The organism is Alpinimonas psychrophila, assembly GCF_014137865.1.
In the GTDB taxonomy this organism is placed as follows: domain Bacteria; phylum Actinomycetota; class Actinomycetes; order Actinomycetales; family Microbacteriaceae; genus Alpinimonas; species Alpinimonas psychrophila.
In genome coordinates this window covers 41,834-68,033 of the sequence record NZ_JACGWU010000009.1, presented here as the reverse complement: position 1 = coordinate 68,033, position 26,200 = coordinate 41,834, and the positions used below count along the sequence as shown (strand labels likewise).

The window sequence follows — 26,200 nt, the reverse complement described above, 5'->3', positions numbered from 1 at the left end:
TACTTTTCGATTAGTTCCACAGGATTCCCGCCCCCAGCAGTGAGGTGAGCGGTATCGGGGCAGAACTTGATTTGTGACAGGCCCATCAAGCGTTCGAGCGCGTCTGGGCTCTCAACGATGGTGCCGAGGTGAGGATGATAGGTGCACTCGAGCCCAAAGGACGCGGCGATTTCTACAACCTTGTCAAGGGCACGCCCCAACTTGGCCATGTCATCGGGCTGCTCTCCACGAGCGCGCTGGGCACCCCCACCCACGACGAGTCGGGATGCGCCGAACTCCGAGGCAAGTTTGGCCGCCTGAGAAATTTTGTGAAGTTCGTCTTCGAGAATGTCGTCATAAATGAAATTGGCACCGGTATAGACGGCAACGAGTTCTAGCTGGGCCTTCTTGAGGGCATCCAGCAAAACGTCAGGTCGATCCGCAAACGCGGCAAGGTTTCCGTCGAACATTTCGGTGCCCTGATAGCCCGCCGAAGAGATGTCAGAGATGGCGGTGAGCGCGTCACCGTTCGCCAGGTAAAAGAGGTCTTTGATCGCAGTGACTCCCGCTGGATGTCCGACAACGCCGCCCCACGTAATCGTCGAGTATCCGATCTTCATCGATCTGCCTTTCTTCGGTGCTCCATTATGGTTTGGCAACTTTATCAAAAATGATTTTTGCTGAATTACATAATGACATCAATAACCAGTCTTTTGTCGAAAATAAACATTACGTTATAAATCTGTTACAAACTTATGTCGAATCTAGGCGGATTCCTCAGAGGAACATTCTTGCCGTCACTAAAATCAGGGAATGGTTGAAATTCAAAAGAAATTCATCGGCTTCAGTTCGGCCGCCCTTTTTCAGATCTTGCGGGACGGACAGCCGCGAACAAAAGCCGAGCTTGTAGACATTACGGGCCTCTCCCGATCGACCATCCAGCTTCGCATAGAGACGTTGCTGGAACTGGGCCTCCTCGCGCCCGTAAATGATGCCGTCTCGACGGGCGGGCGGCCCTCGGCGCAAGTCGCCCTCAACCCCACTGCCCGCGTGGTCGCCGCTGTCGACTTCGGGGCGACGCAAGCCTCGGTGGCAATCACCGACCTCACCGGCGTTATCCTCGCCCGAACATCGTCAAAAATCATCATTGCCGATGGTCCCGAGACGTGTCTCGGCTGGATGGTGCGCACGATTCGCTCAGAGCTCGCAGCGCTTCATCTCAAGGAGGCCGACCTTATTTCTATTGGTATTGGTCTTCCGGGACCCGTCGAACACTCGACCGGCCGGCCATCGAATCCGCCCATCATGCCGGGCTGGGATGACTTCGACGTGCCGGGTTTTGTCAATCACCACCTCAAAGCGACAGTCTTGGTCGATAATGACGTCAATATCATGGCGCTCGGTGAGCAGAAGTTCGCGTGGCCCGACACCGAGAACATGGTCTTTCTCAAGGCCTCCACCGGGATTGGTTCCGGCATCATCAGCAGCGGCATTCTTCAGCGCGGTGCCGAAGGTATTGCCGGTGACATTGGGCATGTTCAAATCGCGCGCGGCCACAGTGTTCCTTGTCGCTGCGGCAACAGCGGGTGCCTCGAAGCCATGGCTGCGGGACCAGCGCTGGCCCAACAACTTACTCTCGCAGGCGTCAATTTCAAGGGCAAACCCATTGCCACGTTGAGCGACGTGGTTGCCGCTACCAAGGCAGGCGAATTGGCGGCCATCCAAGCCGTTCGACAGGCGGGCCGCGACATTGGCGAGGTCTTGACGACGTGCGTCAGCGTGTTGAACCCTTCTGTTATCGCCATCGGTGGCTCCCTCGCGCTAGCCGGTGAGCACCTTCTCGCGGGAGTGCGCGAAGTGGTCTATTCCCGATCGATGCCGCTGGCCACGGAGCATCTCACGATCGCGCAGTCTCGCGCGGGCCTCGACGCCGGAATCATTGGCGCCAGCGTTATGGCGATCGAATATGCCCTCTCCATTGAGAGCGTTGACGCCATGGCTGCCGCACTCGAGAGCTGAACCCGGCTCAACCTACCGGGCTACGGGGCGATGGGGCGCATCCACGTAACGGTGAAGGGTTCGCTCAGAAGCTCGTCTATTTGCGCCACGAATTCGAGCACATGCGCTGTGAGATTATGCTCCGCGAGGAGTTCTCGACTGGTCCACTCCTCGTGCATCACGAAACGATTTTCATCGTGCAGATCAGAGAAAACGGAGTACTGAAGGCAGCCACGATCACCCCGACTCGCGGTTTGCAGAGTGAGGAGCACCTGCTCGAGGTCGCCGCCGCGGCCAGGCTTGGCAATAAAAATTGGCAGCAGAGTGACGATGGCGGAGGCGGGCGTGGGTGAATTCTGAAGTGTCATTTTCACACCCTAACGGTTTGCGTCGGGTGCCTCGTGTCGGTCGGGCTACGGCGCCACGACCGCATCCTGCGTGATCAGGAGCTCGTGCACGCCGGTGGCTTGGGCCCCCATCGCGTTGACGGTGGCACGTGTGCGTTCCCTCACGCCCGCATCGAACTCGGCGCTTTGACATATGCCTTGCGGGGCATCCATTGCAACGGAGCACCACTTGTAGGCACCGTTTTGCTTGTTTGTTGCCGGCGCCCAGGCAAGGTCTGACGTGGCCCACAGCCCAGTTTTGTCGTCTTTGGCGAACTGGATGCGCACCAACAGAAACTCGTTATTTACGGCGTAGTCCCACGATGACTCACTGATGCCGTTACCGAGGCTGTACGCAATGTACTTACCGTTGTAGAGCTCAATCGGCTGAATCGAGTGAGGGTGATGGCCGTAGACGAAGTCGAACTGACCGCTGTCAATTAGCAGATGGGCGTTGTTGATTTGCTGAACGTCGGCTTGGCTTGAGTACTCCGTACCCGCGTGCTGAACACCAATCACAATCTCTGCGCCGAGCGCACGTGCCTGAACTGCGCGGGCAATCATGACATCCGGATCAAGCGGGTAATTGACTTGCCAGTCGAACTCGTTCCAGTTGCCATTCACGGAGAAGGTCGCCGAGACGAAGGCCACTTTGCCGGCGGGAGTTTCCATGATGAGAACGCCTTGGGCTTCTTCGGGCGTGCGGTAGGAACCGGTGTGCTTGAGGCCTGCGGCATCCAAGGTGTCAAGCGTTCGAACAACACCTTCGTGACCGCCATCTACCGTGTGATTACTGGATGTTGTGCACGCGTCATAACCAATAGCCTTGGCCGCGGTCGCCACCTCGGGAGGCGTGCTGAAGATGGGATACCCGGTGTAGGGGCCGCCACTGGGGGCGAACGGGGTCTCCTGATGGCACATGGCGATATCCGCCTGGGTCAAGTAACGTTGCTGGCCCTCGAGAAGGGGCATGAAGTCGAAGTTGGCGCCGTTCACGGGAGCGGGGAGCGCTGCGGGAATCCAGAGGCCTGAGTGAAAAAGCATGTCGCCGGTAACCGCCACTGTGAAGCAGTTGCTCGTCGGGCACACTGGACCAATTCCGGAATGCGTCACCGGCGTGGGGGTGGGAGTCGGCGTCACGATGGCCGCGGGAGTCGCCGTGGGGGTCGGCGCCGAGGCCTGGCACCCGGCCAACAAAGCCACAAAGGCAATTCCGGCAAAGGCAGCACGAAGTCGACGCGTCATGACTACATTCTGGCACGCGACTCAAATCCGGATGACAGGGCGTAGTTTTGGAGCATGACAAACCTGATTTCTCCGGCGAATCTAAGTGCTCCGAACCGTCGGGGCCGGTTCTGGTTTTTCCTGACACTGTCGGTTATTGGCATCGTCACCGCCTGGTGGTTCAACGGTTTGGCAGTGATGCAGGCAGCCGACTACGGGATGGCGTGGTTCGGGCATCCAGTGGACTGGGTACTCTCCACCGACCTGCTCATCGTCGCCATTGCGGGCGTAGCCTTCATGATTTGGGAGGCGAAACGCCTCGGCATGAAACATGTGTGGCTCTACATCGTGCTCTCTGGGCTCACCGCCATGGCGTGCACGTTCCCCTTCTTTTTGGCCATGCGTGAGCGCAAACTTGCCACGCTGGAATCGAACCCTACCCCATAGGCTGAGGGCATGACTGATCACGCCGAGGCTCGCATCATCTCCGTTCCTACCTTCGGAACACCCGTGGTGGCCGACAACTGTTTTGTGGCACCGGGCGCTGTCTTGGCTGGAGATGTCACCCTGCACGGCAGTGTTGGCATCTGGTTCAACGCGGTCTTGCGTGGTGACTACGAGCCCATCACGATTGGCGAAGGCTCGAATATCCAAGACAATGTCACGGGCCATGTTGACACCGGATTCCCACTGACACTCGGCAAGAACGTGTCCGTGGGGCATAACGCTGTCATTCACGGATGCACGGTCGAAGACAACTGCCTCATCGGCATGGGCGCCATCGTGATGAACGGCGCGATCATCGGCACAGGCTCGCTCGTGGCCGCCGGTGCGGTTGTGCTTGAGGGCACCATCGTTCCCCCCGGATCGCTCGTCGCCGGTGTTCCCGCCAAGGTACGTCGCGAACTCACCACCGAGGAGCGCGAGGGCATTGCGCACAACGCGCAGAACTACCGCGATCGTCTGGCGATCTACACCGGACAGGCGGGGTTTTAGGCTTCAGATCAAATGTTGCCCTGCGCTTTCGCCGCCACCACAGGATGCCCGCGATGAACGCGCCAGGAGCGACAAGACCGAAAAGAGCGGCAGCGAGTTCTTCCCACGGCGCAACGAAAAAAATGGCCGTTGCAACCGCATGGGTCTAAGTGTCGCCCGCGAGATCGTAGGTTGCCACAACGGTAACCTTCACCTCTCCGAAGCTCGGCAACCCATTTATTTGGGTTGGCCGGCCCACTAATTGATTGACAGAACGGCTTGAATCCGCAATTTTTTGACCAGGCAAGAGCAGACGCGGGGGCAAAACCACGGTCGCTACCTCGCTTCCATCGGCCATATACGACCAAGATTTTGACACCATTCAAGGAAGAACCCCGACATTCGTTAGTAGAACTGTGCACGCAACGGGCCCGGTGTGCACAAATATCCAAGGAGGACTTTGGCTACTTGCCGTAATATCCAGCCATGAATACTTCATCCGTTGTCAAAGTGGCGGCCGTCCATGGTGCCGCACCCTTCCTTGATCTCAAGGCCGGTGTCCAGAAAACATGCGAGCTCATCAGTGAAGCCGGTCGAAACGGCGCGAAACTGGTCGCATTCCCCGAGACATATCTTCCCGGCTACCCGCATTGGATTTGGTCACACACGGCCAAGTATTCAGCTCCCCTTTTCGCTGAACTCTTTCACAATTCGATTGAGCTTCCCAGCAACGAGTCACGCCTGATTGGCGAGGCAGCCCGTGAGGCAGGAGTCTGGGTCGTGCTCGGCGTGGACGAAAGAGAAGGCGGAACTCTTTATAACACGCAGGCGTACTTCTCCCCCACCGGCGAACTCGTTGCACGGCACCGCAAACTGCATCCGACCAATGCAGAAAGAACTATTTGGGGTCGAGGCGACGGAAGAGACGTCTTTGTCGTTGACATGGGATTTGCAAAAGTCGGAGGCTTAATTTGCTTTGAACACAGCATGGACCTCAACAGGTATGCCCTCTCCGCGCTCGGAGAGCAAATCCACATTGCCTCATGGCCCGCGATCAGCGCCACCCACGCTGATCCCAATGCAGGGAACTTCGATCACTACTCCACGACTCTTGCAAGTGCACATGCCATCAGCGCCCAAACCTATGTCGTCATGGTCCAGGGTCGAGTCAGTGAGGAAATCATTGAACGCCTGAATATTCCCAAGGGGCCGGACGCTCCCTCCTTGGGCGGGGGGCTTTCGGGCTTCATGGGTCCCGACGGTAAGTGGCTTTCGGAACCTCACCGTGACGATGATGCCATTTTGTACGCAGATCTTGACTTGGGGATTATCGCCTTTGCAAAATTTTTCGCCGACGGTGCAGGTCACTATTCTCGTCCCGACGTATTCTCATTCGGCATAAACCGCACACCGCAAGTGCCACTGACGGCCCAACACATTGCAGCCGTGGACCAGATGCCTCACCCTGCAGCCGTGGACAGTGTCGAAATCTCTGGTGTCGAGGAGCGGTCGTCTGTCCTCAGCGCTTTGAACAACTAGTCTCGGTCGCCGATGACTCTGCCACGTGCTGATTCACCTTGAGATACGGGATTACAAAGTGTCCGAAACTCCGATGGTGTTAGTCCGAACACACCCTTGAATAGCCGAGAAAAATGTGCGGGATCGGAGAATCCTGATTCGAAGGCAACTTCGACGATAGGGGTGTCCTTTTCTTTCGCGCTCGCCAGAAAAGTCCGAGCTCGCTCAAGCCTTTTTGCGCGTATATATGTTGCGATGGGGCCGTACTCAGGAGTGAAAATGTTATACAGGTATCGCCTAGAGACACCCAAAAGTGCTGCCACGTAATCAGGCCCGAGCCCCTCTAACTGCAGTGCACCCTCGATAATCTCTCTGCTGCGCCGAAGTAGGTCGGCGTCGATGACGTGATCCCCAAGACGGAATGCAGGTGTTTCACGAACAAGAGACGTAACGCTTGAGAAGAACTCCTCGCCCAATATTGAAGACTGACCACCACCCACACACCGCAACAATGTGCGGCGCATTCCGTCCCGATCCTGACCTGATAAAACCTGAGCCGCAACTCGAGCAATCTCCGTCGGCCGCACTCGAAGAGAGCTTTTGGGTATCAACGCCACAACGACTCCAAAGGGGACATCGCTGCCCACAGAATATGGTTCGGCAGTATCGTAGATAGCGCATTCACCGGGACGAAGCACTACTTTCCTGCCAAACTGTTGCAGGGCAACCACCCCCTTCGTGCCAATGGCAATCTTGTAGTTTTCGGAGCCACAGCCGGCCGCAAGTTCTTCGCTGCGCACACCGAAGTGCGCGCTTGCGGACAAATGACAGATGCTGACGTTGTCGACGCTCACGCGCGTCATGCGACCCGTCACGGTCATGTCGGAGGATTGGATCTCCAACGGCACGAGAAAATTGGCAACAGCATTTTCCCACTTCGTCACTCGTTGCTCCACCGGCACCGTTCGGGTATCCAAAACCTTTATCCGATGACTCGACACATTCTCTCCCAACGGTCGCTCATGTTCATTTGCCCCGTCATGAGACCAGGAAATCTGACAGCGAGAAGGTCGTCATCTTGTCCTAAGCTCCTTCCATCGGGTGGAGTAACTACCGATTTCCACCCAAGCGAGTGGGTCTAGCCTAGGCCGCGTGCGCCATCACCGATCTTGTCGTCCGAGATTCGCGCTGGCCCAACTAAAGTAACCCTTCGTTTCCGGATGACCCTCGCCCTACGTCAAACCGCGAACTTGCTCTGAGGCAAACACCCGAAGAGGAACCCTGAAAAAGCTCAGTGCGAGGCGAGCTCCGCGGCCTTCACCACGTTGGCCAATAACATGGCTCGGGTCATCGGGCCCACCCCACCAGGGTTCGGCGAAAGAAAACCAGCAACCTCGGCGACGCCGGGATCCACATCTCCGGTCAGCTTGGACGTGCCGGTTTCGGCATCCAGCACGCGCGTTATCCCCACGTCGAGAACGGCAGCGCCGGGCTTGACCCACTCGGGCTTGATGAAGTGAGGCACACCGACCGCAGCGATGACGACGTCGGCGCGACGAACCTCGGCCGCAATGTCGACCGTGCGCGAGTGCGTCAGCGTGACCGTGGCATCGATGCCCTTGCGGGTGAGCAAGAGGCCGAGCGGGCGACCGACGGTGAGACCGCGACCGACGATGGTGACGTGCTTGCCTGGCAGCTCAACTCCGTGACGTTGCAGAAGTTCGACAATTCCGGCCGGCGTGCACGGCAGTGGTGAAGCGAGCTCGCCCTCAATGCTCATGACCAGTCGCCCCAGGTTCATGGGGTGCAAGCCATCGGCATCTTTCAGGGGGTCGATGAGCTCCAGCGCGGCGTGCTCGTTGAGCCCCTTAGGCAGGGGCAATTGCACAATGTAACCGGTGACGGCTGGGTCTGCGTTCAATTTTTCGATGGCGGCGCGCACATCCGCATCCGTTGCTGTTGCAGGCAGGTCGACCCGGATGGACTGGATGCCGACCTCGGCGCAGTCGCGATGCTTGCCTGCGACGTAGGAACGGGATCCGGGGTCATCGCCCACCAACAACGTTCCGAGCCCGGGCGTAATGCCCTTGGCGCGAAGTGCTGCGATGCGCGATGCCAACTCACCCTTGATGGCCGACGCGGTTGCGACACCATCCAGAGTGAGGGCTACCACTGCTCGAGACCGGGGTACAGCGGGAACGCTTCGGTCAGAACTTTGACGCGTGCCTTGAGGGCACTCACGTCCGGGTTCGGCATGAGTGCCAAGGCGATGACGTCGGCAACCTCGGTGAATTCGACATCGCCGAATCCGCGGGTGGCCAGAGCAGGCGTTCCGATGCGCAGACCCGAGGTGACCATCGGGGGGCGAGGGTCAAAAGGAACCGAGTTGCGGTTGACCGTAATGCCCACCGAGTGAAGAACATCTTCGGCCTGCTGGCCGTCGAGAGGGGAGGTGCGCAGGTCAACGAGCACGAGATGCACGTCGGTGCCGCCCGTGAGAACATCGACACCAGCAGCGCGGGTATCGGCTGCCATCAGGCGCTCGGCCAAAATCTGGGCACCGCGAACGGTGCGCTCCTGGCGCTCCTTGAACTCGGGCTCCATGGCCAACTTGAATGCGGTCGCCTTCGCGGCAATCACGTGCATCAGCGGGCCACCCTGTTGTCCGGGGAAGACGGCCGTGTTCAGCTTCTTGGCGAGAGACTCGTCGCGGCTCAAAATGAGGCCCGAACGAGGACCTGCGAGGGTCTTGTGAACGGTGGTGCTGACAACGTCCGCGAAGGGAACGGGATTGGGGTGCAATCCGGCAGCAACGAGACCAGCGAAGTGCGCCATATCTACCCAGAGTTTGGCGCCAACCTCGTCAGCGATCGCCCGGAAAGCAGCGAAATCCATCTGGCGCGAGTAGGCGGACCAACCGGCGATGATGACGGTGGGCTTGTGCTCGATGGCCAGGGCGCGCACAACATCCATGTCAATCAAAAATGTTTCGGGGTCAACGCCATACGCCACCGGGTTATAAACCTTGCCCGAGAAGTTGAGCTTCATGCCGTGGGTGAGGTGCCCACCGTGAGCCAGTTCGAGGCCCAGAATGGTGTCGCCGGGCTGAGCAATCGCGTGCAGTACAGCGGCGTTGGCCGTGGCTCCGGAGTGAGGCTGAACATTCGCATACGCGGCACCGAACAGCTTCTTGGCACGCTCGATGGCAAGGCTCTCGGCCACATCGACGAATTCGCAACCACCGTAGTAGCGCTTGCCCGGGTAGCCCTCGGCATATTTGTTGGTAAGAACCGAGCCCTGCGACTCGAGGACGGCCCGCGGAACGAAGTTCTCGCTGGCAATCATCTCGAGAAAGTTACGCTGGCGATCGAGCTCGTTTTGCAGAACGGCAGCAATCTCAGGATCTACGCTAGACAGCGGCTCATTGAAAGTGGAAGACAAGGGCTGGCTCCTTTGAGACAACCGGGTAAAACCCGGCACAGTGGGTGTCGTTTCGGCCCAGGCGTTCGGCCGAATCCGCTCTCAAATCGCTCCCTGATGGAAACCCATCCAAACGCCAGTTGCGATATTGCCAGTCTACCCACCTATGAGGCAATAATCTGGAGGAATGACTACCCCCTCAACCCACTGGGTCCTCAGTTTCGTGTGCGCCGATCAACCGGGAATTGTGCACGCTGTGAGCGGTGCCATTGTTACGGCCGGGGGCAATATCACCGAGAGCCAGCAATTCTCCAACGAGGACACCGGGCGCTTCTTCATGCGCTTGCAAGTGGAGACGAACGCCTCGCGTGACGACTTCGAAAACGCCTTGCGCCCTGTCACCGAAAAGTATGCCATGTCGTGGAGCGTGGATGTCGTGGGCCGCCCCCTGCGCACGCTGGTTTTGGTTTCGACCGCCGCCCACTGCCTGAACGACCTCCTGTTTCGCCAACGCGCGGGCCAACTCCCCGTGGAGACTCCGCTGGTCCTCTCCAATCACAATGACTTGGCAGATCTCGCAGGTTTCTATGGCATCCCTTTTGAAGCCCATCCTGTAACGGATGCTGCGTCCAAAGCCGCGTTCGAATCCCGCGTATTGGCCGCCGTCGAGGAGCACGACATCGAACTCATCGTTTTGGCCCGCTACATGCAAATACTCTCCCCCGAACTCTGCGCCACGCTCGCGGGCCGCGTTATTAATATTCACCATTCGTTCTTGCCCGGGTTCAAGGGTGCCAACCCGTACAAACAGGCGCATGCCCGCGGAGTGAAACTCATCGGTGCCACCGCCCACTTCGTCACCACAGACCTCGACGAGGGGCCCATCATCGAGCAAAACGTTGTGCGCGTTGACCACTCCCGCACAGCCCGCGAATTGGTCGCCATCGGCCAAGACGAGGAGAGTCGCACCCTGACGCAGGCTGTGAAGTGGTTTGCTGAAGATCGCGTGCTCCTGGACGGCCAGCGCACCATTATTTTTCGCTAGGTTTCTCGATCAGCGAAAAGAATTTTGGTTCGTCTACGGGCTTCATAAGCAATTCATAGGATTCACCAATGATTCCCTCAGACCCGCCTGTCACAGTCATCTCATGACCACCGTCGACGCCACCCGCATCAAACGTCAGCACACCGCTCGACTGCGCCGCGGCGACCTTCTTTCTACCGTGGTTTACTTCTCTGTTGCGATCGTTCTCGCCATCTTCTTGGCGGACGGCGGTGCTGCGTATTTCACAAACATCCGTGATCTGGCCACCGGCGTCGGTATCGTTACGGGCCTCATCGGAAGCGACCTTCTGCTGGTCATGTTGTTGCTGGCAGCCCGCGTGCCCATCATCGATCGCACCTTCGGCCATGACACGGCTTTGGCTCAACATCGCAAACTCGGCAAGCCCGTTTTGTACCTGATTCTTGCCCACATGACCCTGTTGCTCATTGGCTACGGAATCACCTCCGGGTTCAACCCCGTTGCCGAGGCGTTTAACATGATTGCCACGATGGAAGACATGGGGCTCGCGTTTATCGGAATGGCCCTCATGATCGTGGTCGTGGTGACCTCGCTGATTGTCGTGCGCAAAAAGCTGCCCTACCAGTTTTGGTATCTTGTGCACCTCCTGTCGTACGGTGCCGTTCTGGCCGCCCTCCCCCATCAGTTCTCGACCGGCATGATGTTCGCCGACGGTACGTGGGCTCGCTACTACTGGATGGCCTTCTACGTGGGTACGCTGGCCGCTATCGCAATCTTTCGTGTCATCCTGCCGGTCACCCTTTCGTTCAAACACGCACTCGTTGTTTCTGAGGTTCGCGTGGAAGCCCCCGGGGTTGTGTCCATCACGATGACCGGACGTCGTCTGCGCGAGCTGAAAGGTAAGGGCGGGCAGTTCATCAACTGGCGCTTCTGGGCTCCGAAACTCTGGTGGGTCTCACACCCCTTCTCCCTCTCGGCAGCCCCAGATGGCAAGAGCCTTCGCATCACCGTGCGTGACCTCGGCGACACGAGCCATCGCCTCCTCACGATCAAACCCGGCACAAAGGTGAGCTTTGAAGGCCCCTACGGAATTTTTTCGGAAGCCGCGCGCACGACAACCAAAGCCGTGTTCATCGGTGCCGGCGTCGGAATCACCCCGATTCGCGCCATGCTCGAAGACCCGCTCTTGAAAGCCAACGATGCCACGGTCATATTGCGCGGCACCACTGCCCAGGAAGTGTTCCTCTGGCAGGAGACGTACGACCTGTGCGTTGCCAAGCATGCCTCCCTCCGAGTATTAGTGGGCAAACGACCGCGCGGCGTTGCTACCTGGCTGTCAGCGGAGGCCTACTCCAGCGGCGAGCGCCTCTCCACCCTCGCTCCCGATATCAAGCACTCTGACGTCTTCATCTGTGGTCCCATGCAGTGGACGGACCTCGTCGTTCGCGAGGCCAAACGGGCCGGAGTGCCCGACCACCAGATTCACGCGGAAAGGTTCGAATTCTAATGAGAGCACGCAGTGCTTTTTTTGCCGGCGCCGGTTCGGTCGCTATCTTGGCTATCGGCTGGCAAGCCGGCGTCGGAACCCTTCTCTCCTCTCTTCCCACGAGTGCGCCGGTCGCGTCCGGTCCTAGCGCTTCGGCAGGAAACGCTACCGGAACAGGCACGACGGGAACTACGTCAAACGCCAGTAGTTCTCCCAGCACCTCGGCTACTGCTCCAATGGCAAGCGCACCCATGGCGATGGCATCCGGCGCTGCTGACGGTACCTACAACGGGCAGACCATCAACACGCGCTACGGCACTATTCAGGTCAACGTGGTCATCGCCGGTGGCAAAATTGCGGATATCGTCGCCGTCAAACTCACCGACCAGGGTCGCGAGTCCGTCAGTATCAGCAACCAGGCCGCCCCCATGGTTCGCCAGGAGGTCCTCTCCGCGCAGTCCGCCAAGGTCAGCAATATTGGTGGCGCAACGTACACGACGCAGGGATACCTGCGGTCTCTGCAGTCGGCACTGGATGCCGCCGGATTCACCGGCTAGAACGTCACCGTCATGACCGTGCACACCTTTGAATCCATGGGTACGGTTGTCAGCGTTCGATTGGGGGCTCTGTCCACCGAGGTTGTCGATGCTCCTTCCATCGCCACGGACGTTGGCGCGGCTCGGGAATCCGTGGCGATCGCGGCGGCCCAGCAGGTCTTCGACGGGCTCAACGAAAAGTTCAGTTTGTATCGCGAAGCCTCAGAGATTTCTCAGATCGCCCGCGGAGAAATCCTCCTAACGGCCTCCAGCGAGCGGATGCGGGATGCCTACGCCCAGGCGTTGCTCTGGCGCGAGGCTACCAACGGCGCCTTCACACCGCACCGCCCCGATGGCGTTCTCGATCTCTCCGGAACAATCAAAGCCGTCGCTCTTGCCGAGGCCGCCGCCGCGATTCAGTCGTGCGGCTTTACCTCTTTTTCCGTGAACGCGGGGGGCGACATCCTGACGCATGGTATCCCCCAAGCCGGTGACGGATGGGTGACAGGAATCGTCGACCCCCAAAACCGTGAGGAACTGCTCTCCATTACTGCTCTCACGCCAGAGTTCCCCGCTATGGCCACGTCGGGCTCCGCCGAACGGGGGGATCACATCTGGGCGAGGCCTGGAGCGACACATGATTTTCTCCAAGTCACCGTGATCGCCGGTGACATCATCACTGCGGACGTCTGCGCCACCGCCATCATTGCTGGCGGTCAAGAAACCCTCGATCACCTCACGGCACAATTTGCGATTGCCGTGTTGGTGGTGAAATCGAACGGTGAACTTCTGGCGAACGACCGTTTCCCAGAGCTCGTAGCGCGTTAAGGATTGTCAGGAGGTCAATTATTTCCTGGAAAGCCGCGCCGACCACAGCGGGGATGAGCCCGAACACTGCTGCGACCATGAGCCCGAGGCTCAACACAATTCCCAGCCAAATGCTTTGCAAAGCGATGCGAATTGTGTCTTGCCCCACCTGAACGGCCCGCGCAACCCGGGCCAAGTCATCCTTCATGATGACGACATCCGCCGACTCGCTGGCCGCCGTTGACCCACGCGCGCCCATGGCGACACCGACATCAGCAACAGCCAACACGGGGGCGTCGTTTACCCCGTCTCCCACCATCATGACAGGCCGCTCGGTCACGGCCTCGACTGCCCGAACCTTGTCGATGGGCAGGCATTCTGCCCGAACATCCGTGACGCCGAGACCGGCAGCCACGTGTTCGGCGGTTGCCTTCGCGTCCCCCGTGAGCATGAGCGTGCGACGAACCCCCAAATGGCGGAGCCACGTCAGGGTCTCTGCGGCATCGAGGCGAACCTCGTCACGCAGGATAATGGCCCCGGCATAGACGCCGTCGATCGACACATAGATGGCCAGTTCGCCGGCCTCGAGTTGGACGCGCTCGGCGTTCGGCGCCGCATCCAGAATGAAACCAAATTTACCGACGACCACGACCTTGCCGTCGATCGTGGCCGTCAGGCCATGTGCCGTCGTTTCGACGACATCGTTGCACGGCACTATTTTTAAGCCCCGGAAATGGGCCGAACTCACGAGTGACTGGGCCAGCGTGTGGGCGGAATACTGTTCGGCGATGGCCGCAAGGCGAAGGAGTTCGTCTTGCGTGACACCGTCCACCGCATGAATTGCCGAGAGTTCGGGCTGCCCTTGGGTGAGCGTTCCTGTCTTATCGAACGCAACGGTTTTGACCCGGGCCAGCTTTTCCAGGGTGCCGCCGTTTTTTATGATGATGCCATGGCGGGCTGCGCGACTCATCCCGGCGATGAACGCCACGGGCGTGGCGATGATGAGCGGGCACGGTGTCGCAACCACGAGCACCTCGGCGAAGCGAGCGGGGTCTCCGCTGAAAATCCATCCGGCCGCTGCCATGATGTACGCCACGATCGTGAAGGGCACCGCATAACGGTCAGCCAAGCGCACGAACGGGGCCTTGCTCTCCGCCGCCTCCGCTACGAGGGCCACAATGCGCTGGTACTGGCTGTCCTCCGCCTTGGCGGTCACGGTCATTGCCAGCGCGAGGGCACCATTAACTGATCCGCTGATCAGGATGTCCCCCCGGACTCGTTCTACCGGAAGGCTCTCCCCGGTAAGGGATGATTCATCCAACGTCGCTACCTCGGATAACAGCGTGCCATCCACCGGAACAAGTTCCCCGGGCTTCACGACGACGGTGTCCATGACCTCCAATTCCCCCACGGGAACTTCGACGGTCTCATTGCCCTGTTGACGATGCGCAAACTGCGGGGAGCGATCCAGGAGTGCCGTGAGCTCGTGTTTGGCCCGTCCAGCGGCGTAATCTTCGAGAGCTTCGCCACCGCTAAACATGAGAACGATGATGAGACTGGCCCAATATTCCCCTACCAAAACCGTGGCAATAATGGCAGTCACGGCGAGAACGTCAATGCCGAAGGAACCGCGCAGTAGAGAGCGCACCATCGCTATGGATTCGATTCCCGCGATGACGAGCGCAAAAATGCTGATGGTCCAACGAGCGGCCAGCTCTTCCCCTGTGAGGGCGAGAGCAACACCAATAATGCCAATGACAACGGTGATCGTGATGATCGGATACCGAGTGAGTCTTGCCCAAAGTGCGTTCACAAAACTAGCTTGCCACGAAAGTCTAGAATTGGAATATGTCCGAGATGAACGTTCCTACAAAAGTTTCTGCCCTCGATGTTATCCGGGCACTGGTCGAACTTTTCGCGGTCATTAGCCTTATTCTCTGGGGGCTCCTCGGCTTCGCTTTTCCCCTCCCCGGACTCATCATCGCGATCCTGGCACCCGCGTTAGCGATCTTGTTGTGGGCGCTCTTTCGCTCCCCAAAAGCAGTTTTTCGCGTGGACTATTTTGTGAAGGCCTTGGTCGAAATCGTTGTCATGGCTACGGCAGCGTTCGCGTGGTTTGACCTCCAACAGCCCATCATCGGGGTCGTCTTTCTTGTCATTGCCGCCGTTACCGGCGTCATTCAGGGACTGCGCGAGATCTAAGCCTGCGCGAGACATAAGGCTTCGCGCGTCCGGCAAGGCGCTGGTACCGTGTGCCGGCACAAGCTGAAGGCCCCAAGGCAAAGGGCACTCCATACGATACTCTGCAGTTCCGGATATCATTAGTACCAGAATTCATACTGCCGTAACATTGGGTCTATGAGCCACAGGAAGGGATCGTCTTGAGCCACGTTCAGACAGAGCAGATGAATCCCACCCCCTCCTCTGTCTCGGAAAACATTCCCGCTGACGTGCCCGCGGAATTGCACGCCAAGTTGGGACGAAAACGCGATCTTACCCGCGACCCAGAGATCCTTGAGGCGGCGCTCGATGTTTTGGCAGAAACAGGCTACGACGGCATGACCATCGACATGGTGGCGAGTCGGGCCAAGGCAGGAAAAGCCACAATCTACCGAAGGTGGCCCTCCAAAGCTGAACTCATCATTGACGCCGTCTCCTGCATGCGAAAAAACAATCTCCCCACCTCTGAGCTGCCCGACACCGGCACGCTGAGGGGTGACTTGATCGCCATGATCAAACCCCAGTCCATCAAAGAGGGGGACCGAAAATTTCAGATCATGGCGGGAGTCCTAGCGATGATTTCGCAAGCGCCCGAGCTCGCCGATGCGGCCAACACTGCAATCGTGGCGCCCCGCGCCCAAGCCAATCTTCTCTTGATGCAACGGGCCATCGATCGCGGCGAAATAAGTGCCAAGTCTGACATCCAGACGCTGTCGCTGGTAACGCCGGCAATGATTGCTCACCGCATTTTGATTTTACGAACCCCCATCAATCGCGAGTTTCTGGTCTCGCTCATTGATGGCATCATCCTGCCGGCAGTGGGTCTCCCCCACCCTTAGTTGCAGCTACAGCGATCCTGCTGGGCAACGCCTTCGAGCGCTTCTTCGATGTGCTGACCGCAACCGGCCCACGTGGTTTTTCCGCATTGCGCGCAACGAGCTGGACTACACATGTTGTTCTCCTTCTAGGGGCGAGCCGGCATTCTTTGATGAATCCGTACTCGCAATCTGTATACCCCCTAGGGTATCGCATCCTCAACAGAATGTCGACATGACCTCGTCGCGGCGGACTCATTCCCCAGCGTGCAAAAACCCCGCCTTCGAAGAAAAGACGGGGTTTGAGGCAGACTCGTGTGCGAGAACCGCCGATTAGGCCATGCGAGTCTTGAGGTTCTCCGTGATCTGAGCCAAGAATTCATCGGTCGTCAGGTAACCCTGATCGGGGCCGACCAGCAGTGCGAGGTCCTTGGTCATGCCGCCAGCTTCAACGGTCTTGATAACCACATCTTCGAGGGTAAGCGTGAAGTCGATGAGCTCTTGGTTGTCATCCAGCTTGCCACGGTGCGCTAGGCCACGAGTCCACGCAAAGATCGAGGCGATGGGGTTGGTGGAGGTGGGCTTGCCCTGCTGCCACTGACGATAGTGACGGGTTACAGTGCCGTGAGCGGCTTCTGCCTCGACGATCTTGCCATCGGGAGTGGAAAGAACGCTGGTCATCAGCCCCAGGGAGCCAAAGCCCTGAGCCACGGTGTCGGACTGAACGTCACCGTCGTAGTTCTTGCAGGCCCACACGTAGCCGCCCTCCCACTTCATGGCAGAAGCGACCATGTCGTCGATGAGGCGGTGCTCGTAGGTGAGGCCGGCGGCGTCGTAAGCAGCCTTGAACTCGGCGTCGAAGACCTCCTGGAAGATGTCTTTGAAACGACCGTCGTAGGCCTTGAGAATGGTGTTCTTAGTCGACAAGTAAACGGGGTACTTGCGAGCCAGACCGTAGTTGAGCGACGAGCGAGCGAAGTCGCGAATCGAGTCATCGAGGTTGTACATTCCCATCGCAACACCGGAACCGGGAGCCTTGAAGACCTCGAACGACTGAGGTTCAGATCCGTCTTTCGGGGTGAAGGTCATGCTGAGCGTGCCCTCGCCCTCGAAGCGGAAGTTGGTGGCCTTGTACTGGTCGCCGAAAGCATGGCGACCAATGATGATGGGCTTGTTCCAACCAGGAACGAGGCGAGGGATGTTGGAGATGATGATGGGCTCACGGAAGATGGTGCCGCCCAAAATATTACGGATCGTGCCGTTGGGAGACGCGTACATCTTCTTCAGGCCGAATTCTTCAACGCGTGCTTCATCGGGGGTGATTGTCGCGCACTTGATACCAACGCCGTGCTTCTGGATGGCGTGAGCAGCATCGATGGTGATCTGGTCGTCGGTCTCGTCGCGCTTCTCAATAGAGAGGTCGTAGTACTCAAGATCAACATCGAGATAGGGGTTGATCAGGGTGTCTTTAATGGACTGCCAGATGATGCGGGTCATCTCGTCGCCGTCGAGCTCGACTACCGTGCCCACAACTTTGATTTTCGACACAGTGTCGCTCCTCAGATATGCGTGATTGGCCACTTTTGAGGGCCTTGACCACTTTACTCGAAATCAAGAAGTATCTCGACGTCAAGACAAATTCTGTTTACCTGCGTGTTACCTATTTGACGGCAATTCGCGTTAACCTGAACTATGGGTGACTTTAGATTAGAAGAGCTTTCGGCCACCAACGTTGTGGCCGCAAATAGCCTGACCATGAAGCCAGGTCAGGAGCAGTTCATCGTTCCGCCCTCCTACGCGATTACCGAGAGCGACATGAACCCCACCACCGCGTGGCCCCGTGTCGTCATCGAGGACGATGTCGTGGTTGGTTTCGTTCGCGCGAATTTTGATCCTGAGAACTCTCATGAGGAATTCCGCAGCTGTCTCTGGCGCATCAACGTTGCCGCCGAGGCTCAAGGCAAGGGCGTGGGCGCCTTTGCCGTCCAAGGCCTCGCCGAGGAAGCTCGCTCGCGAGGCTTCGGCCGCCTCACGGTTCTCTGGGAGCCCGGTGAGGCAGGGCCGGGAATCTTCTTCACCCGCATGGGTTTTCTCGACGTTGGCACGACGCCCTACGGCGAAGTCATCGGCGAGATGAAGCTCTAGCGTTCGCGCCACAGAAAAACCCCCAGAGAAAGAATCTTTGGGGGTTCCTCGACCCGCGGTGAGGGCCGAAATAGGGGTTCCTAGCGAACGCGAACCGAGAGGCACGTTACGCAGCCCTCTAGCTTCTCGAACTCGCTGATGTCGACCGTGATGACACGGTATCCCAGGCCCCGGAAGAGTTCCGCTGACTTGGGGGCCGCCGCCGACATGAGCAGAGTGTCATCTTCGAGAATGACAACAGCGGTGCCTTCCGCCTCAGGGACCGGCAAAAAGCGATCGAAAATCGACGTGTTATCCACGAGGGGCAAGTAGCCAATAACGGTTCCATCGGGCAGGGCCGTGACGGCCGTTTTCAGGTGAAGGGCCTTCGTGACGGGAACGGCAACCACGGTGAAGCCGAGAGGCTTGGCGATGGCGCGCAACTGGCGGATACCCTCACCATTGGTGCGACCGCCGAGGCCAACATAAACGGTGGTTCCGACCTTGAGCACGTCGCCACCATCGAGGGTTCCAGGCTGAAGGATGCGCTCAACGGGGAGTCCCAACTGACGAACGCTTGCCTCAGTGGCAATGATCTCGGCCTGACGACTTTCGGCGCCAGGGCTCGTGATGACGGCCAGGCCAGCGAGCATGACGACGGAGTCTTCAATAAAAACGGAGTCCGCTAGGTCATCGCGAGGTTCGACGAGTTCCGTCTTCCAGCCGGCCGCTTCAAGGGCTGCAACGTAGCCATCCCACTGCGTGTCAGCCAACTCAAGGTCGACCTTCTGGCGCTTGATGTGGGTAACGATTCCGTCTGCCAACGTGGAGGCGGGCGCACGAACCAGCGCTACGCGGCGCGCGACCGGCTTGTTCCGGAATGCCTGAGCGAGACGATAAATGGTGACACCGGCCGTGGCGGTTGCCACGGTACCGGCGACGACAAAGATCATGTTGAGGCTCACGAGGGTGCTGAAGAGCCCAGTGAGAATCTCTGGCGTCACTGCCTGCCCCTGGGCCGTCACTTGCAACGTCGTGCCCACGAGCGTCGCGATAATCGCGGACACAAGGCCCACGAGCCACGCGAAACGACGCTTGGCGAGGAAACCGGCAAATCCGGCAACAAAGATCAAGACGGCGAAAAGTGCGACGGCGGGCAGGAAGTAGGAGGAGACCTGATCGAGGATCTCAACTTTGAGTTGATTGCCCACGGAGAAAGCCAAGATGTTGGCGACCTGGGTGATGGCCGTCACAACAAGGGCGGCAACGAGGGAGGCGACGATACGGCGGGTAAGTGGAGTCATGGAATCACCTTATCGTTTTGACTTATCGGGAATCTATGAGTGGGCTGAGTGCGCGCTGGGCAATGCCTTGCGGCAATCTAGTGGAAGAAGTGACGCTCGTTTGTGAAGTACATTGTGATGCCCGCTTTTTGAGCAGCCGCAATCACCTCATCGTCCCGAACCGAACCACCGGGTTGTACGACGGCCTTTACTCCCGCAGCCAGCAGCACCTCGAGGCCATCGGCGAAGGGGAAGAAAGCATCGGAGGCCGCGACAGAGCCGGCGGCACGGTGAGCAGCGCGCTGAACTGCCAGCTGACACGAGTCAACACGATTGACCTGCCCCATACCGACACCCACAGAAGCTCCGTTGTGGGCCAACAGGATGGCGTTGGATTTCACCGAGCGGCACGCTTTCCAGGCGAACTCAAGATCGACCAGCGTCTCGGCGTCGGCGGGCTCGCCAGAAACGAGTTGCCACTGTTCGATGAGAGCACCGAGTTTGGACGTGGAATCAAAGAGGTCTGCGTCTTGAACGAGGAATCCGCCGGAGACCTGACGAACTTCTTGAGGTTCACGACCAAAATTAGTGGGTAACTGGAGAAGACGCAGATTCTTCTTGGTTTTCAAGAGCTGCAAGGCTGCCGGTTCGAAGCCTGGTGCGACCAAGACTTCCGTGAAAACTTCTGTTATTTGCTCGGCCATTTTGAACGTGACGACGCGGTTTGCGGCAATCACGCCGCCAAAAGCGGAAACGGGATCGCACTCGTGCGCGAGGCGATGAGCCGACGCGATCTGATCCACCGCTTTGTCGCGAGCAACCGCAATTCCGCAAGGATTCGAGTGTTTAACGATAGCGACGGCGGGGTTGATGAAGTCGTAGGCGGCGCGCACGGCCGCATCCGCATCCACAAAATTGTTATAGGACATCTCTTTTCCGCCGAGAAGGGTCGATTGCGCGATGCCGTGACCACCCTGCTCGAGGTACAGTGCCGCTTCCTGGTGCGAATTTTCGCCATAACGCAGAACGGATGCCCGCTCGGCACTGATCGTGAAGGTGTCGGGGAACTTCTGCTCGCGCACGAACCACGCGGCAACAGCCGAATCGTAGGCGGCGGTGTGGGCAAATGCTTCGGCGGCCAGCGAACCTCGCTGAGCCAAAGAGGTGCCACCGGCAACCACAGCCGCGCGCAACTCAGGGTAGCGCGACGGGGAGACAACGATTGCGACATTAGCGTGGTTCTTGGCGGCTGCTCGAACGAGAGCCGGTCCACCAATGTCGATCTGCTCGATGACATCAGAGTCGGGGGCGCCCGAAGTCACCGTCTCCCTAAAGGGGTACAGGTTCACGACAACAAGCTCGAAGGGCGAGATACCAAGGTCTTGCAGTTGCATGTCATGCGAGGTGAGGCGAAGGTCGGCCAGAATCCCCGCGTGCACCCCGGGGTGCAGCGTTTTCACACGCCCGTCGAGCGATTCGGGAAACCCCGTGACGGCGCTGACGTCAGTGACGGGGAAACCGGCATCCCGAATGGTCGATGCCGTCGAACCGGTAGAGACCAACTCAACGCCGGCCTCACTGAGAGTCTCGGCGAGCTCAATCAGCCCCGTCTTGTCACTCACAGAAATCAGCGCTCGACGAATAGTGACAACATCACGGGTGGTATAAAGGCTGGGATCGTGGCTGGGACTGCTCATGTACGCGCGAGCTCCTTGAGGTTGATGTGGGTGAGGGCGATATCCCGAACGGTCTGCACGATAAGTACACGTTCGACAATTTTGATGCGTTCATGCAGGGTGGCCTCAGTGTCGCCGTCCTGAATGGGAACGACGGTCTGAGTGATCACGGGCCCCGAGTCGACACCCTCGTCGACGATGTGAACCGTGGCCCCGGTTTCGATGACCCCTGCGCTGAGCGCTTCCCGAACGGCGTGAGCCCCGGGAAAAAGGGGCAATAACGCCGGATGAATATTGATCAGGTTCGGAGACAACGCACGAACGGCGTTGGGCGGCAGAATGCGCATGAACCCGGCACACACGACCAAATCCGGCGTCCATCCCTCAATCGTTGTCACGAGCTCGGTCCCCCAGGCCTCACGGGAATCAAAAGACCCAGGGGGAACCACAAAGGTGGGGATTCCAAATTCTTCGGCGTGAGCGAGGCCATCCGCGTCGTTATCGGCGCCGACAGCCACGATGCGTGCGGGAAAGGCCGCGGCAGCCGCAGCCTCCAGTAGCGCCCGCAAATTAGAGCCCGATCCGGAAATCAAGACGACGAGTTTCAGCACTGGTTCAGCTTATCGGCTCGATGGTCGCCGACTCGAGGCCAACCCCGGCGCCAACATTCCAATGAGAGCCCCGATCCCGAGCTCGAGCATTCCCCACCCACCGACAGCGACGGGGTCGGGTCCGACGTCAACCAAGCGCCCCGGTCCTGCCGCACCGCTGGATGTCCATGCCAAGATTCCCAGCAAGAGACCACCGACGACGCCGATACCGCACGCAGCGACGATGAGCCACCGCCCATACGAAAGTCCTCCCAGCATGTGCACGAGTTTCGGCCGCAGAAACAGCGCTACCGCTAATCCCGCGAGAACCGGTACCGCAAGGCCAATGAAACCAAAGGACAAATCACCAACGGGGAGTGCCCCCAATATCGGCAGGGATGGCACAGGGCCCAGTTGGGTGCCCAAGGGTGACACAGAAGAACCCATACCTAGAGCGAAGCCGGGGCCGATCAGCCAGGACGCGACCCACGCGACAAAATTGGGCATGAACGAGAGTTGAGCTGCCGTGAGAACAAGGCCTCCGCCACCGCCACCTTGCAACCCTTCGTACAGGCGAATAATGGCAGGAAAATTTGCGAAGAGCAGCACGGTGAGCAGCAGGGCGGCAACGGCAACAATGGCCGCTGCGGCCGCCGTGCCTCCCGCCACCGCCGCCAGGAACACGCGCCGGGTATGGGTCGGAAATGCGTTGGCCCAGCCGACAAGGCGCTGCTGAACGCGCTCGGCACGTCCCCCCACGTGGCCAATTTCTCCGCGCGTTCCGATCACCACACCCCCCGCAAAAATAGCGGCCGGGAGAAAGAATGCCATCCACAGGTTTGGCATTGCGTTGGGGTGCACCGACGAGAGCGCGATCAGAATGGTTAGTCCGGCAAAGGTTGCGATTCCCGCGACGGGGCCGACAAAACGAGCACCTGACTCCGCCGATTTACGCCCGAGCCGCACGCCCATGAGAACCGTGAGGAGAGCGAATGTGAGGGGTGCCAGAGTCAGCGCGAAGGGCACTTCAGCCCCCGGCAACGCGATGGCCGCGACCAATTTGGGATCGAGCGTTAGTACCAGGTCGACACCGTGACCCAGCATCCAAATATCAGCGGATGCCCTCCAGAAGACAACCCAGCTGAGCCCAAGGTCGAGCCGCGCCGCCCACATGATGCTCAAGGGAACCAACGAAATGCCGACGCCAACGGCGACAGCAAGAAAGGCCTCGAGGGCGGCCAGCATGGCGACGAGTGAACGGTTCATGACCTCACTGAGCCTAGCGTTTGAGGCCAGTCCGCCTTGCTAGCAGCGCGGCAAGGCGGCGCAGATTTACTCCGCGGTCGGTTTGGGGGCAGCAGGCTTCCTGGCGGCTGGTTTCTTGACAGCGGGCTTTATTCCAGCGGGCTTTATTCCAGCGGGCTTCGCTCCAGCAGGTTTCTCAGCAACGGGCTTCCTCATAGCGGGCTTCCTCGCGACAGTAGCGGTCACGACCGGAGCCTCAACAACCGGAGCCTCAACAACCGGAGCCTCAACAACGGAACGCTGCAGAATCTCGTAGGCCCCCAAAACGATGACTCCGAGAATCGTGAAGCCGAGGACAGCACCAACGTTGAGGGGGTTTGACCCAATGATTCCCAACGCCATGAGCGCCAAGATAACGACGCGAGCGAGAACGCGATAGCGGTGCATCACCGGGCTCGCCGTAGTGAAAGGCAGATTGGTCTGGCCCAGCGCCCCTCTTATCGCATCCATGTTTTTGTTGATGGTTGCGCGGAGTTTTCCAGCCGCGATGGACTCTCCGAACGCCCACCCGGTGAAGCCAAGGATCACGGCAAGGGTAATGAGCGCGGCCACAATGTGTAGCACATACGTCACCAGGGCAGCGTAGACAACGGCCGCAGCCGCTGCGAAAGCGGGTTCGATACTGGCGGCAACCACGATACCTCCGGTACCAAACCCAATGGCCAGAATTCCGAGAACGATGCCCATCGCGATACTCATGCCCAGCAAGGCGCGGGGGCGACGATTGGCGACAAAGACCCCGGCCGCGAGAAGACCGAGCACGACCCACGGCAACCACAGCCCGACGCCGACGCCGATCTGATAGATGACCCGGGCAAGCGCCAATTCAGGAATCTTTGCGATGACGACCGACGTGTCAATTTCAGGGATAGCACTCGCAAAAGAGACACCCTGGTCGACGAGGGCGACTTTAACATCCTGGATCAAGGGCTTGAGCGGCAGACTGATCGTGCCGTCGTTGTCCAACGTCAGCATGGAGTTGGGGCTGCCGTTCAAGAGCGCGACAACTTGAGTTTGCGTCAGGGTGAGGGTCTTGGTCCAGGCTGCCTGGAAAGCATCCGAAGCAACAACGTCAGCGACGACGTTGTGGATAAGCGCGGTCACGCCGGAAGCAATGGGGCCAGAGACGAGTCCGAGCGCATCCTTAGCTGCCTTTGGCAAGTTCAGGGCGTCTCCCAAGCCGGTGAGGAGTGAATCTGTGACTGTGGAAATGTCAACTTGGTCGTTGATGAGCCCCGTGACTTCGTCGACGATGAGTGCCTGAACGGCAGGATCTTTCGCCAACGGCCCGAGAGTATTGACGAATTGCTGAGTGTTGGTAATCTCGACCGTTGCCCAATGGGCCACAACGGCAGTGGGAGCCAGCAGCACCCCGAGCGTCACCAAGACTCCGGCGAGCCACGCCCGTCCGGTACTTCTCTTCTGGCGAACGGTAGTCGTTGTTTCGGTCACGAGTGGAGCCCCCTTGAGCGTGGATGGTGCGATCCCCCACAGTCTGCCATCACTGCATCACCACTCCGGGGACTTTTATTGCAAATCACGCATGAAATGCACCATGCTTCTCAATAACCCTCTGTTAAGTTACCGAATTTAGTGGTAAACCCCTCCCGACATGGACAAAAATAGAAATATGGTTGAGAAAACTGAAATCCGGGTCGCGATTGTTGAAGATCATGACCTCTACCGTGAACTACTCACGACGAGCTTGGCCGCTATCGACGGCATTACCGTTGTCGGAGCGTATTCCGGCGTTGCCGCTGCCAAAGATGGCCTCAGGCCTGGAGAAATCGATGTGGCCCTCCTCGACATTGAGCTGGGGGATGGAAACGGCGTCGCACTCGGGGTGACCCTTCGTCGCGCCGATCCCCACCTCGGCATCGTTCTCCTTTCCGCGAGGGACATGGTTGAATTGCTCCTCGGGCTCCCCGAAGACATTCGTCGCGGCTGGAGCTACCTGTCCAAGACGTCCGTGACGTCTCTAGACACTCTCGTCAACACCATTCGAGCAACCAGCAAAGGGGAGACAGTCTTGGACCCCACCCTCGTGGCTCGCTCCGTCGCTCGCCGCGGAACCCCCGTCTCCACCTTGACGAACCGCCAGTTCGAAATTCTCCGGATGGTTGCACGGGGTCTGGCGAATCAAACCATTGCCGACGAGCTCGGTATCGCCAACAATTCCGTGGTCAACCACCTCAGCGCCATCTATGCATCCCTGAACATTCCCGAGGGCCAGAACGCGCGCGTCTCCGCTGTCCTGGAGTTCTTGAACGACACCGCGCGTCCAGTTTCCTAGGACAATAAGCGCGCCTTAGTTAGTGCAGGAGGCGCGCAATCAGCTCGATTGCTACCACGAGGGTGCCCATGAGCCCCGTCGCGAGCGACCCCAAGACGCACACGTACCACTTGCTGTGCCGAACATAAAAAACCAGAAAGCCAAAAGCGAAGAGCCCCCCAAACATGAGGAGCAGAGCGTACCGGTCCGCTTCGGCCGTGGTGATGATCCCGATCGCTCCGAGCACGAGCGGCACAGTGGCCGGAAGCACCCACATGAACATGGAAACGGCGTTTTGGATTGCGATCGAGATCGCCTCTCGGAAGCCAACCAGACGACCATTTTTGAAACCGTGACCGGCAACGGAATGAGCGAAAACATGCGCGACAAAAAGCGCCACGATCGACGAAACCACGATAATGAGGGCGTCCACCGCAGGGGTATCGGGATTTTCCGCCGTGACCGCCACGGCGACACCAAACACGACAAGGCTCAAAACGGCGTCGGGGTTTAACTGAAAAAACCGGCCCTTTATTATGGGGGCCGGTTTTTTCGTCATGTC

26 protein-coding genes and 1 riboswitch are annotated in these 26,200 nt (G+C 58.9%); of the genes, 12 read left to right on the top strand and 14 right to left on the bottom strand.

Annotated features, from left to right (window positions below; genetic code table 11):
• Positions 1-599, bottom strand: a 599-nt coding sequence (locus FB555_RS10350; RefSeq protein WP_182485401.1) for a sugar phosphate isomerase/epimerase family protein, incomplete at its 3' end; no start/stop codon positions are given.
• Positions 600-792: 193 nt separating this feature from the next.
• Here FB555_RS10350 and FB555_RS10345 point away from each other — a divergent pair.
• Positions 793-1,998 carry an ROK family transcriptional regulator gene (locus FB555_RS10345; protein ID WP_182483414.1) on the top strand — a complete coding sequence of 402 codons (1,206 nt, stop codon included), beginning with the start codon at positions 793-795 and terminating at the stop codon, positions 1,996-1,998.
• A 20-nt stretch (positions 1,999-2,018) separates the two neighbouring features.
• Here the strand turns inward: FB555_RS10345 and FB555_RS10340 are convergent, their stop codons facing one another.
• Together FB555_RS10340 and FB555_RS10335 are read right to left on the bottom strand one after the other, a co-directional pair.
• On the bottom strand, positions 2,019-2,345 hold the full coding sequence (locus tag FB555_RS10340) for a putative quinol monooxygenase (protein WP_182483413.1): 327 nt from the start codon (positions 2,343-2,345) through the stop codon (positions 2,019-2,021).
• A gap of 45 nt (positions 2,346-2,390) precedes the next feature.
• On the bottom strand, positions 2,391-3,608 hold the full coding sequence (locus FB555_RS10335; RefSeq protein WP_182485400.1) for a CapA family protein: 1,218 nt from the start codon (positions 3,606-3,608) through the stop codon (positions 2,391-2,393).
• A 54-nt stretch (positions 3,609-3,662) separates the two neighbouring features.
• On the opposite strand from FB555_RS10335, the gene FB555_RS10330 reads away from it, so the two are divergent.
• From FB555_RS10330 to FB555_RS10320, 3 genes are all read left to right on the top strand, one after another.
• Positions 3,663-4,034 carry a DUF2834 domain-containing protein gene (locus FB555_RS10330; RefSeq protein ID WP_182485399.1) on the top strand — a complete coding sequence of 124 codons (372 nt, stop codon included), beginning with the start codon at positions 3,663-3,665 and terminating at the stop codon, positions 4,032-4,034.
• A 9-nt stretch (positions 4,035-4,043) separates the two neighbouring features.
• Positions 4,044-4,583, top strand: a complete 540-nt coding sequence (locus FB555_RS10325; protein WP_182485398.1) for a gamma carbonic anhydrase family protein — start codon at positions 4,044-4,046, stop codon at positions 4,581-4,583.
• Between the two features lie 465 nt (positions 4,584-5,048).
• Complete coding sequence (locus FB555_RS10320) at positions 5,049-6,101, top strand: carbon-nitrogen hydrolase family protein (protein ID WP_182485397.1); 1,053 nt, start codon at positions 5,049-5,051, stop codon at positions 6,099-6,101.
• Here the strand turns inward: FB555_RS10320 and FB555_RS10315 are convergent.
• The 3 genes from FB555_RS10315 to glyA form a co-directional block, all read right to left on the bottom strand.
• Positions 6,098-7,024: a helix-turn-helix domain-containing protein gene (locus tag FB555_RS10315; RefSeq protein WP_182485396.1), complete on the bottom strand. Its 927-nt coding sequence runs from the start codon at positions 7,022-7,024 to the stop codon at positions 6,098-6,100. The genes FB555_RS10320 and FB555_RS10315 overlap by 4 nt on opposite strands.
• 347 nt (positions 7,025-7,371) lie before the next feature.
• Positions 7,372-8,253, bottom strand: coding sequence for a bifunctional methylenetetrahydrofolate dehydrogenase/methenyltetrahydrofolate cyclohydrolase (locus FB555_RS10310; protein ID WP_182485395.1), 882 nt, complete (start codon positions 8,251-8,253; stop codon positions 7,372-7,374).
• Positions 8,247-9,521, bottom strand: coding sequence for a serine hydroxymethyltransferase (gene glyA / locus FB555_RS10305; RefSeq protein ID WP_220475964.1), 1,275 nt, complete (start codon positions 9,519-9,521; stop codon positions 8,247-8,249). The genes FB555_RS10310 and glyA overlap by 7 nt, the downstream gene beginning before the upstream one ends.
• A 48-nt stretch (positions 9,522-9,569) precedes the next feature.
• Positions 9,570-9,654, bottom strand: a riboswitch (ZMP/ZTP riboswitch).
• 33 nt (positions 9,655-9,687) lie between these two features.
• On the opposite strand from glyA, the gene purU reads away from it, so the two are divergent.
• The 4 genes from purU to FB555_RS10285 all read left to right on the top strand — a co-directional run bounded on the left by purU (position 9,688) and on the right by FB555_RS10285 (position 13,374).
• Positions 9,688-10,545 (top strand): formyltetrahydrofolate deformylase, encoded by an 858-nt coding sequence (gene purU, locus FB555_RS10300; protein WP_182485394.1) that lies wholly within the window; start codon positions 9,688-9,690, stop codon positions 10,543-10,545.
• Between the two features lie 103 nt (positions 10,546-10,648).
• A complete protein-coding gene (locus tag FB555_RS10295; RefSeq protein WP_246323720.1) occupies positions 10,649-12,031 on the top strand; it encodes a ferredoxin reductase family protein in 1,383 nt (460 codons plus the stop codon).
• Positions 12,031-12,567, top strand: coding sequence for an FMN-binding protein (locus FB555_RS10290; protein WP_182485393.1), 537 nt, complete (start codon positions 12,031-12,033; stop codon positions 12,565-12,567). The genes FB555_RS10295 and FB555_RS10290 overlap by 1 nt, the downstream gene beginning before the upstream one ends.
• A 12-nt stretch (positions 12,568-12,579) precedes the next feature.
• A complete protein-coding gene (locus FB555_RS10285; protein WP_246323719.1) occupies positions 12,580-13,374 on the top strand; it encodes an FAD:protein FMN transferase in 795 nt (264 codons plus the stop codon).
• Here FB555_RS10285 and FB555_RS10280 read toward each other — a convergent pair.
• Positions 13,283-15,166: a heavy metal translocating P-type ATPase gene (locus FB555_RS10280; protein WP_182485392.1), complete on the bottom strand. Its 1,884-nt coding sequence runs from the start codon at positions 15,164-15,166 to the stop codon at positions 13,283-13,285. The genes FB555_RS10285 and FB555_RS10280 overlap by 92 nt on opposite strands.
• 35 nt (positions 15,167-15,201) lie before the next feature.
• Between FB555_RS10280 and FB555_RS10275 the strand changes: the two genes are divergently transcribed.
• Positions 15,202-15,555, top strand: coding sequence for a YrdB family protein (locus FB555_RS10275; RefSeq protein WP_182485391.1), 354 nt, complete (start codon positions 15,202-15,204; stop codon positions 15,553-15,555).
• Positions 15,556-15,758: 203 nt separating this feature from the next.
• Entirely contained in the window at positions 15,759-16,412 is a 654-nt protein-coding gene (locus tag FB555_RS10270; protein ID WP_182485390.1) for a TetR/AcrR family transcriptional regulator, read from the top strand.
• A 309-nt stretch (positions 16,413-16,721) separates the two neighbouring features.
• Here the strand turns inward: FB555_RS10270 and FB555_RS10265 are convergent, their stop codons facing one another.
• A complete protein-coding gene (locus FB555_RS10265; RefSeq protein ID WP_182485389.1) occupies positions 16,722-17,936 on the bottom strand; it encodes an NADP-dependent isocitrate dehydrogenase in 1,215 nt (404 codons plus the stop codon).
• A gap of 144 nt (positions 17,937-18,080) precedes the next feature.
• Here FB555_RS10265 and FB555_RS10260 point away from each other — a divergent pair, with 144 nt between their 5' ends.
• Entirely contained in the window at positions 18,081-18,533 is a 453-nt protein-coding gene (locus tag FB555_RS10260; protein ID WP_182485388.1) for a GNAT family N-acetyltransferase, read from the top strand.
• A gap of 80 nt (positions 18,534-18,613) precedes the next feature.
• Here the strand turns inward: FB555_RS10260 and ddaH are convergent, their stop codons facing one another.
• From ddaH to FB555_RS10235, 5 genes are all read right to left on the bottom strand, one after another.
• Positions 18,614-19,816 (bottom strand): dimethylargininase, encoded by a 1,203-nt coding sequence (gene ddaH / locus FB555_RS11060; RefSeq protein ID WP_182485387.1) that lies wholly within the window; start codon positions 19,814-19,816, stop codon positions 18,614-18,616.
• A gap of 77 nt (positions 19,817-19,893) precedes the next feature.
• Positions 19,894-21,492: a bifunctional phosphoribosylaminoimidazolecarboxamide formyltransferase/IMP cyclohydrolase gene (gene purH / locus FB555_RS10250; RefSeq protein WP_182485386.1), complete on the bottom strand. Its 1,599-nt coding sequence runs from the start codon at positions 21,490-21,492 to the stop codon at positions 19,894-19,896.
• Positions 21,489-22,082: a phosphoribosylglycinamide formyltransferase gene (gene purN / locus FB555_RS10245; protein ID WP_182485385.1), complete on the bottom strand. Its 594-nt coding sequence runs from the start codon at positions 22,080-22,082 to the stop codon at positions 21,489-21,491. The genes purH and purN overlap by 4 nt, the downstream gene beginning before the upstream one ends.
• A 9-nt stretch (positions 22,083-22,091) precedes the next feature.
• On the bottom strand, positions 22,092-23,327 hold the full coding sequence (locus tag FB555_RS10240; protein WP_182485384.1) for a cell division protein PerM: 1,236 nt from the start codon (positions 23,325-23,327) through the stop codon (positions 22,092-22,094).
• A 66-nt stretch (positions 23,328-23,393) separates the two neighbouring features.
• Positions 23,394-24,818 (bottom strand): hypothetical protein, encoded by a 1,425-nt coding sequence (locus FB555_RS10235; protein ID WP_182485383.1) that lies wholly within the window; start codon positions 24,816-24,818, stop codon positions 23,394-23,396.
• A gap of 178 nt (positions 24,819-24,996) precedes the next feature.
• Between FB555_RS10235 and FB555_RS10230 the strand changes: the two genes are divergently transcribed.
• Positions 24,997-25,659 carry a response regulator transcription factor gene (locus FB555_RS10230; RefSeq protein WP_182485382.1) on the top strand — a complete coding sequence of 221 codons (663 nt, stop codon included), beginning with the start codon at positions 24,997-24,999 and terminating at the stop codon, positions 25,657-25,659.
• A gap of 19 nt (positions 25,660-25,678) precedes the next feature.
• Here FB555_RS10230 and FB555_RS10225 read toward each other — a convergent pair whose 3' ends face one another.
• Positions 25,679-26,197 (bottom strand): hypothetical protein, encoded by a 519-nt coding sequence (locus FB555_RS10225; protein WP_182485381.1) that lies wholly within the window; start codon positions 26,195-26,197, stop codon positions 25,679-25,681.
• Positions 26,198-26,200: the final 3 nt, after the last annotated feature.

Coding starts and splice junctions, on each gene's coding strand:
- FB555_RS10345 (WP_182483414.1), top strand. CDS start 793: ATGGTTGAAATTCAAAAGAAATTCATCGGCTTCAGTTCGGCCGCCCTT.
- FB555_RS10340 (WP_182483413.1), bottom strand. CDS start 2,345: ATGACACTTCAGAATTCACCCACGCCCGCCTCCGCCATCGTCACTCTG.
- FB555_RS10335 (WP_182485400.1), bottom strand. CDS start 3,608: ATGACGCGTCGACTTCGTGCTGCCTTTGCCGGAATTGCCTTTGTGGCT.
- FB555_RS10330 (WP_182485399.1), top strand. CDS start 3,663: ATGACAAACCTGATTTCTCCGGCGAATCTAAGTGCTCCGAACCGTCGG.
- FB555_RS10325 (WP_182485398.1), top strand. CDS start 4,044: ATGACTGATCACGCCGAGGCTCGCATCATCTCCGTTCCTACCTTCGGA.
- FB555_RS10320 (WP_182485397.1), top strand. CDS start 5,049: ATGAATACTTCATCCGTTGTCAAAGTGGCGGCCGTCCATGGTGCCGCA.
- purU (WP_182485394.1), top strand. CDS start 9,688: ATGACTACCCCCTCAACCCACTGGGTCCTCAGTTTCGTGTGCGCCGAT.
- FB555_RS10295 (WP_246323720.1), top strand. CDS start 10,649: ATGACCACCGTCGACGCCACCCGCATCAAACGTCAGCACACCGCTCGA.
- FB555_RS10290 (WP_182485393.1), top strand. CDS start 12,031: ATGAGAGCACGCAGTGCTTTTTTTGCCGGCGCCGGTTCGGTCGCTATC.
- FB555_RS10285 (WP_246323719.1), top strand. CDS start 12,580: ATGACCGTGCACACCTTTGAATCCATGGGTACGGTTGTCAGCGTTCGA.
- FB555_RS10275 (WP_182485391.1), top strand. CDS start 15,202: ATGTCCGAGATGAACGTTCCTACAAAAGTTTCTGCCCTCGATGTTATC.
- FB555_RS10270 (WP_182485390.1), top strand. CDS start 15,759: ATGAATCCCACCCCCTCCTCTGTCTCGGAAAACATTCCCGCTGACGTG.
- FB555_RS10260 (WP_182485388.1), top strand. CDS start 18,081: ATGGGTGACTTTAGATTAGAAGAGCTTTCGGCCACCAACGTTGTGGCC.
- ddaH (WP_182485387.1), bottom strand. CDS start 19,816: ATGACTCCACTTACCCGCCGTATCGTCGCCTCCCTCGTTGCCGCCCTT.
- purH (WP_182485386.1), bottom strand. CDS start 21,492: ATGAGCAGTCCCAGCCACGATCCCAGCCTTTATACCACCCGTGATGTT.
- FB555_RS10240 (WP_182485384.1), bottom strand. CDS start 23,327: ATGAACCGTTCACTCGTCGCCATGCTGGCCGCCCTCGAGGCCTTTCTT.
- FB555_RS10230 (WP_182485382.1), top strand. CDS start 24,997: ATGGTTGAGAAAACTGAAATCCGGGTCGCGATTGTTGAAGATCATGAC.
- FB555_RS10225 (WP_182485381.1), bottom strand. CDS start 26,197: ATGACGAAAAAACCGGCCCCCATAATAAAGGGCCGGTTTTTTCAGTTA.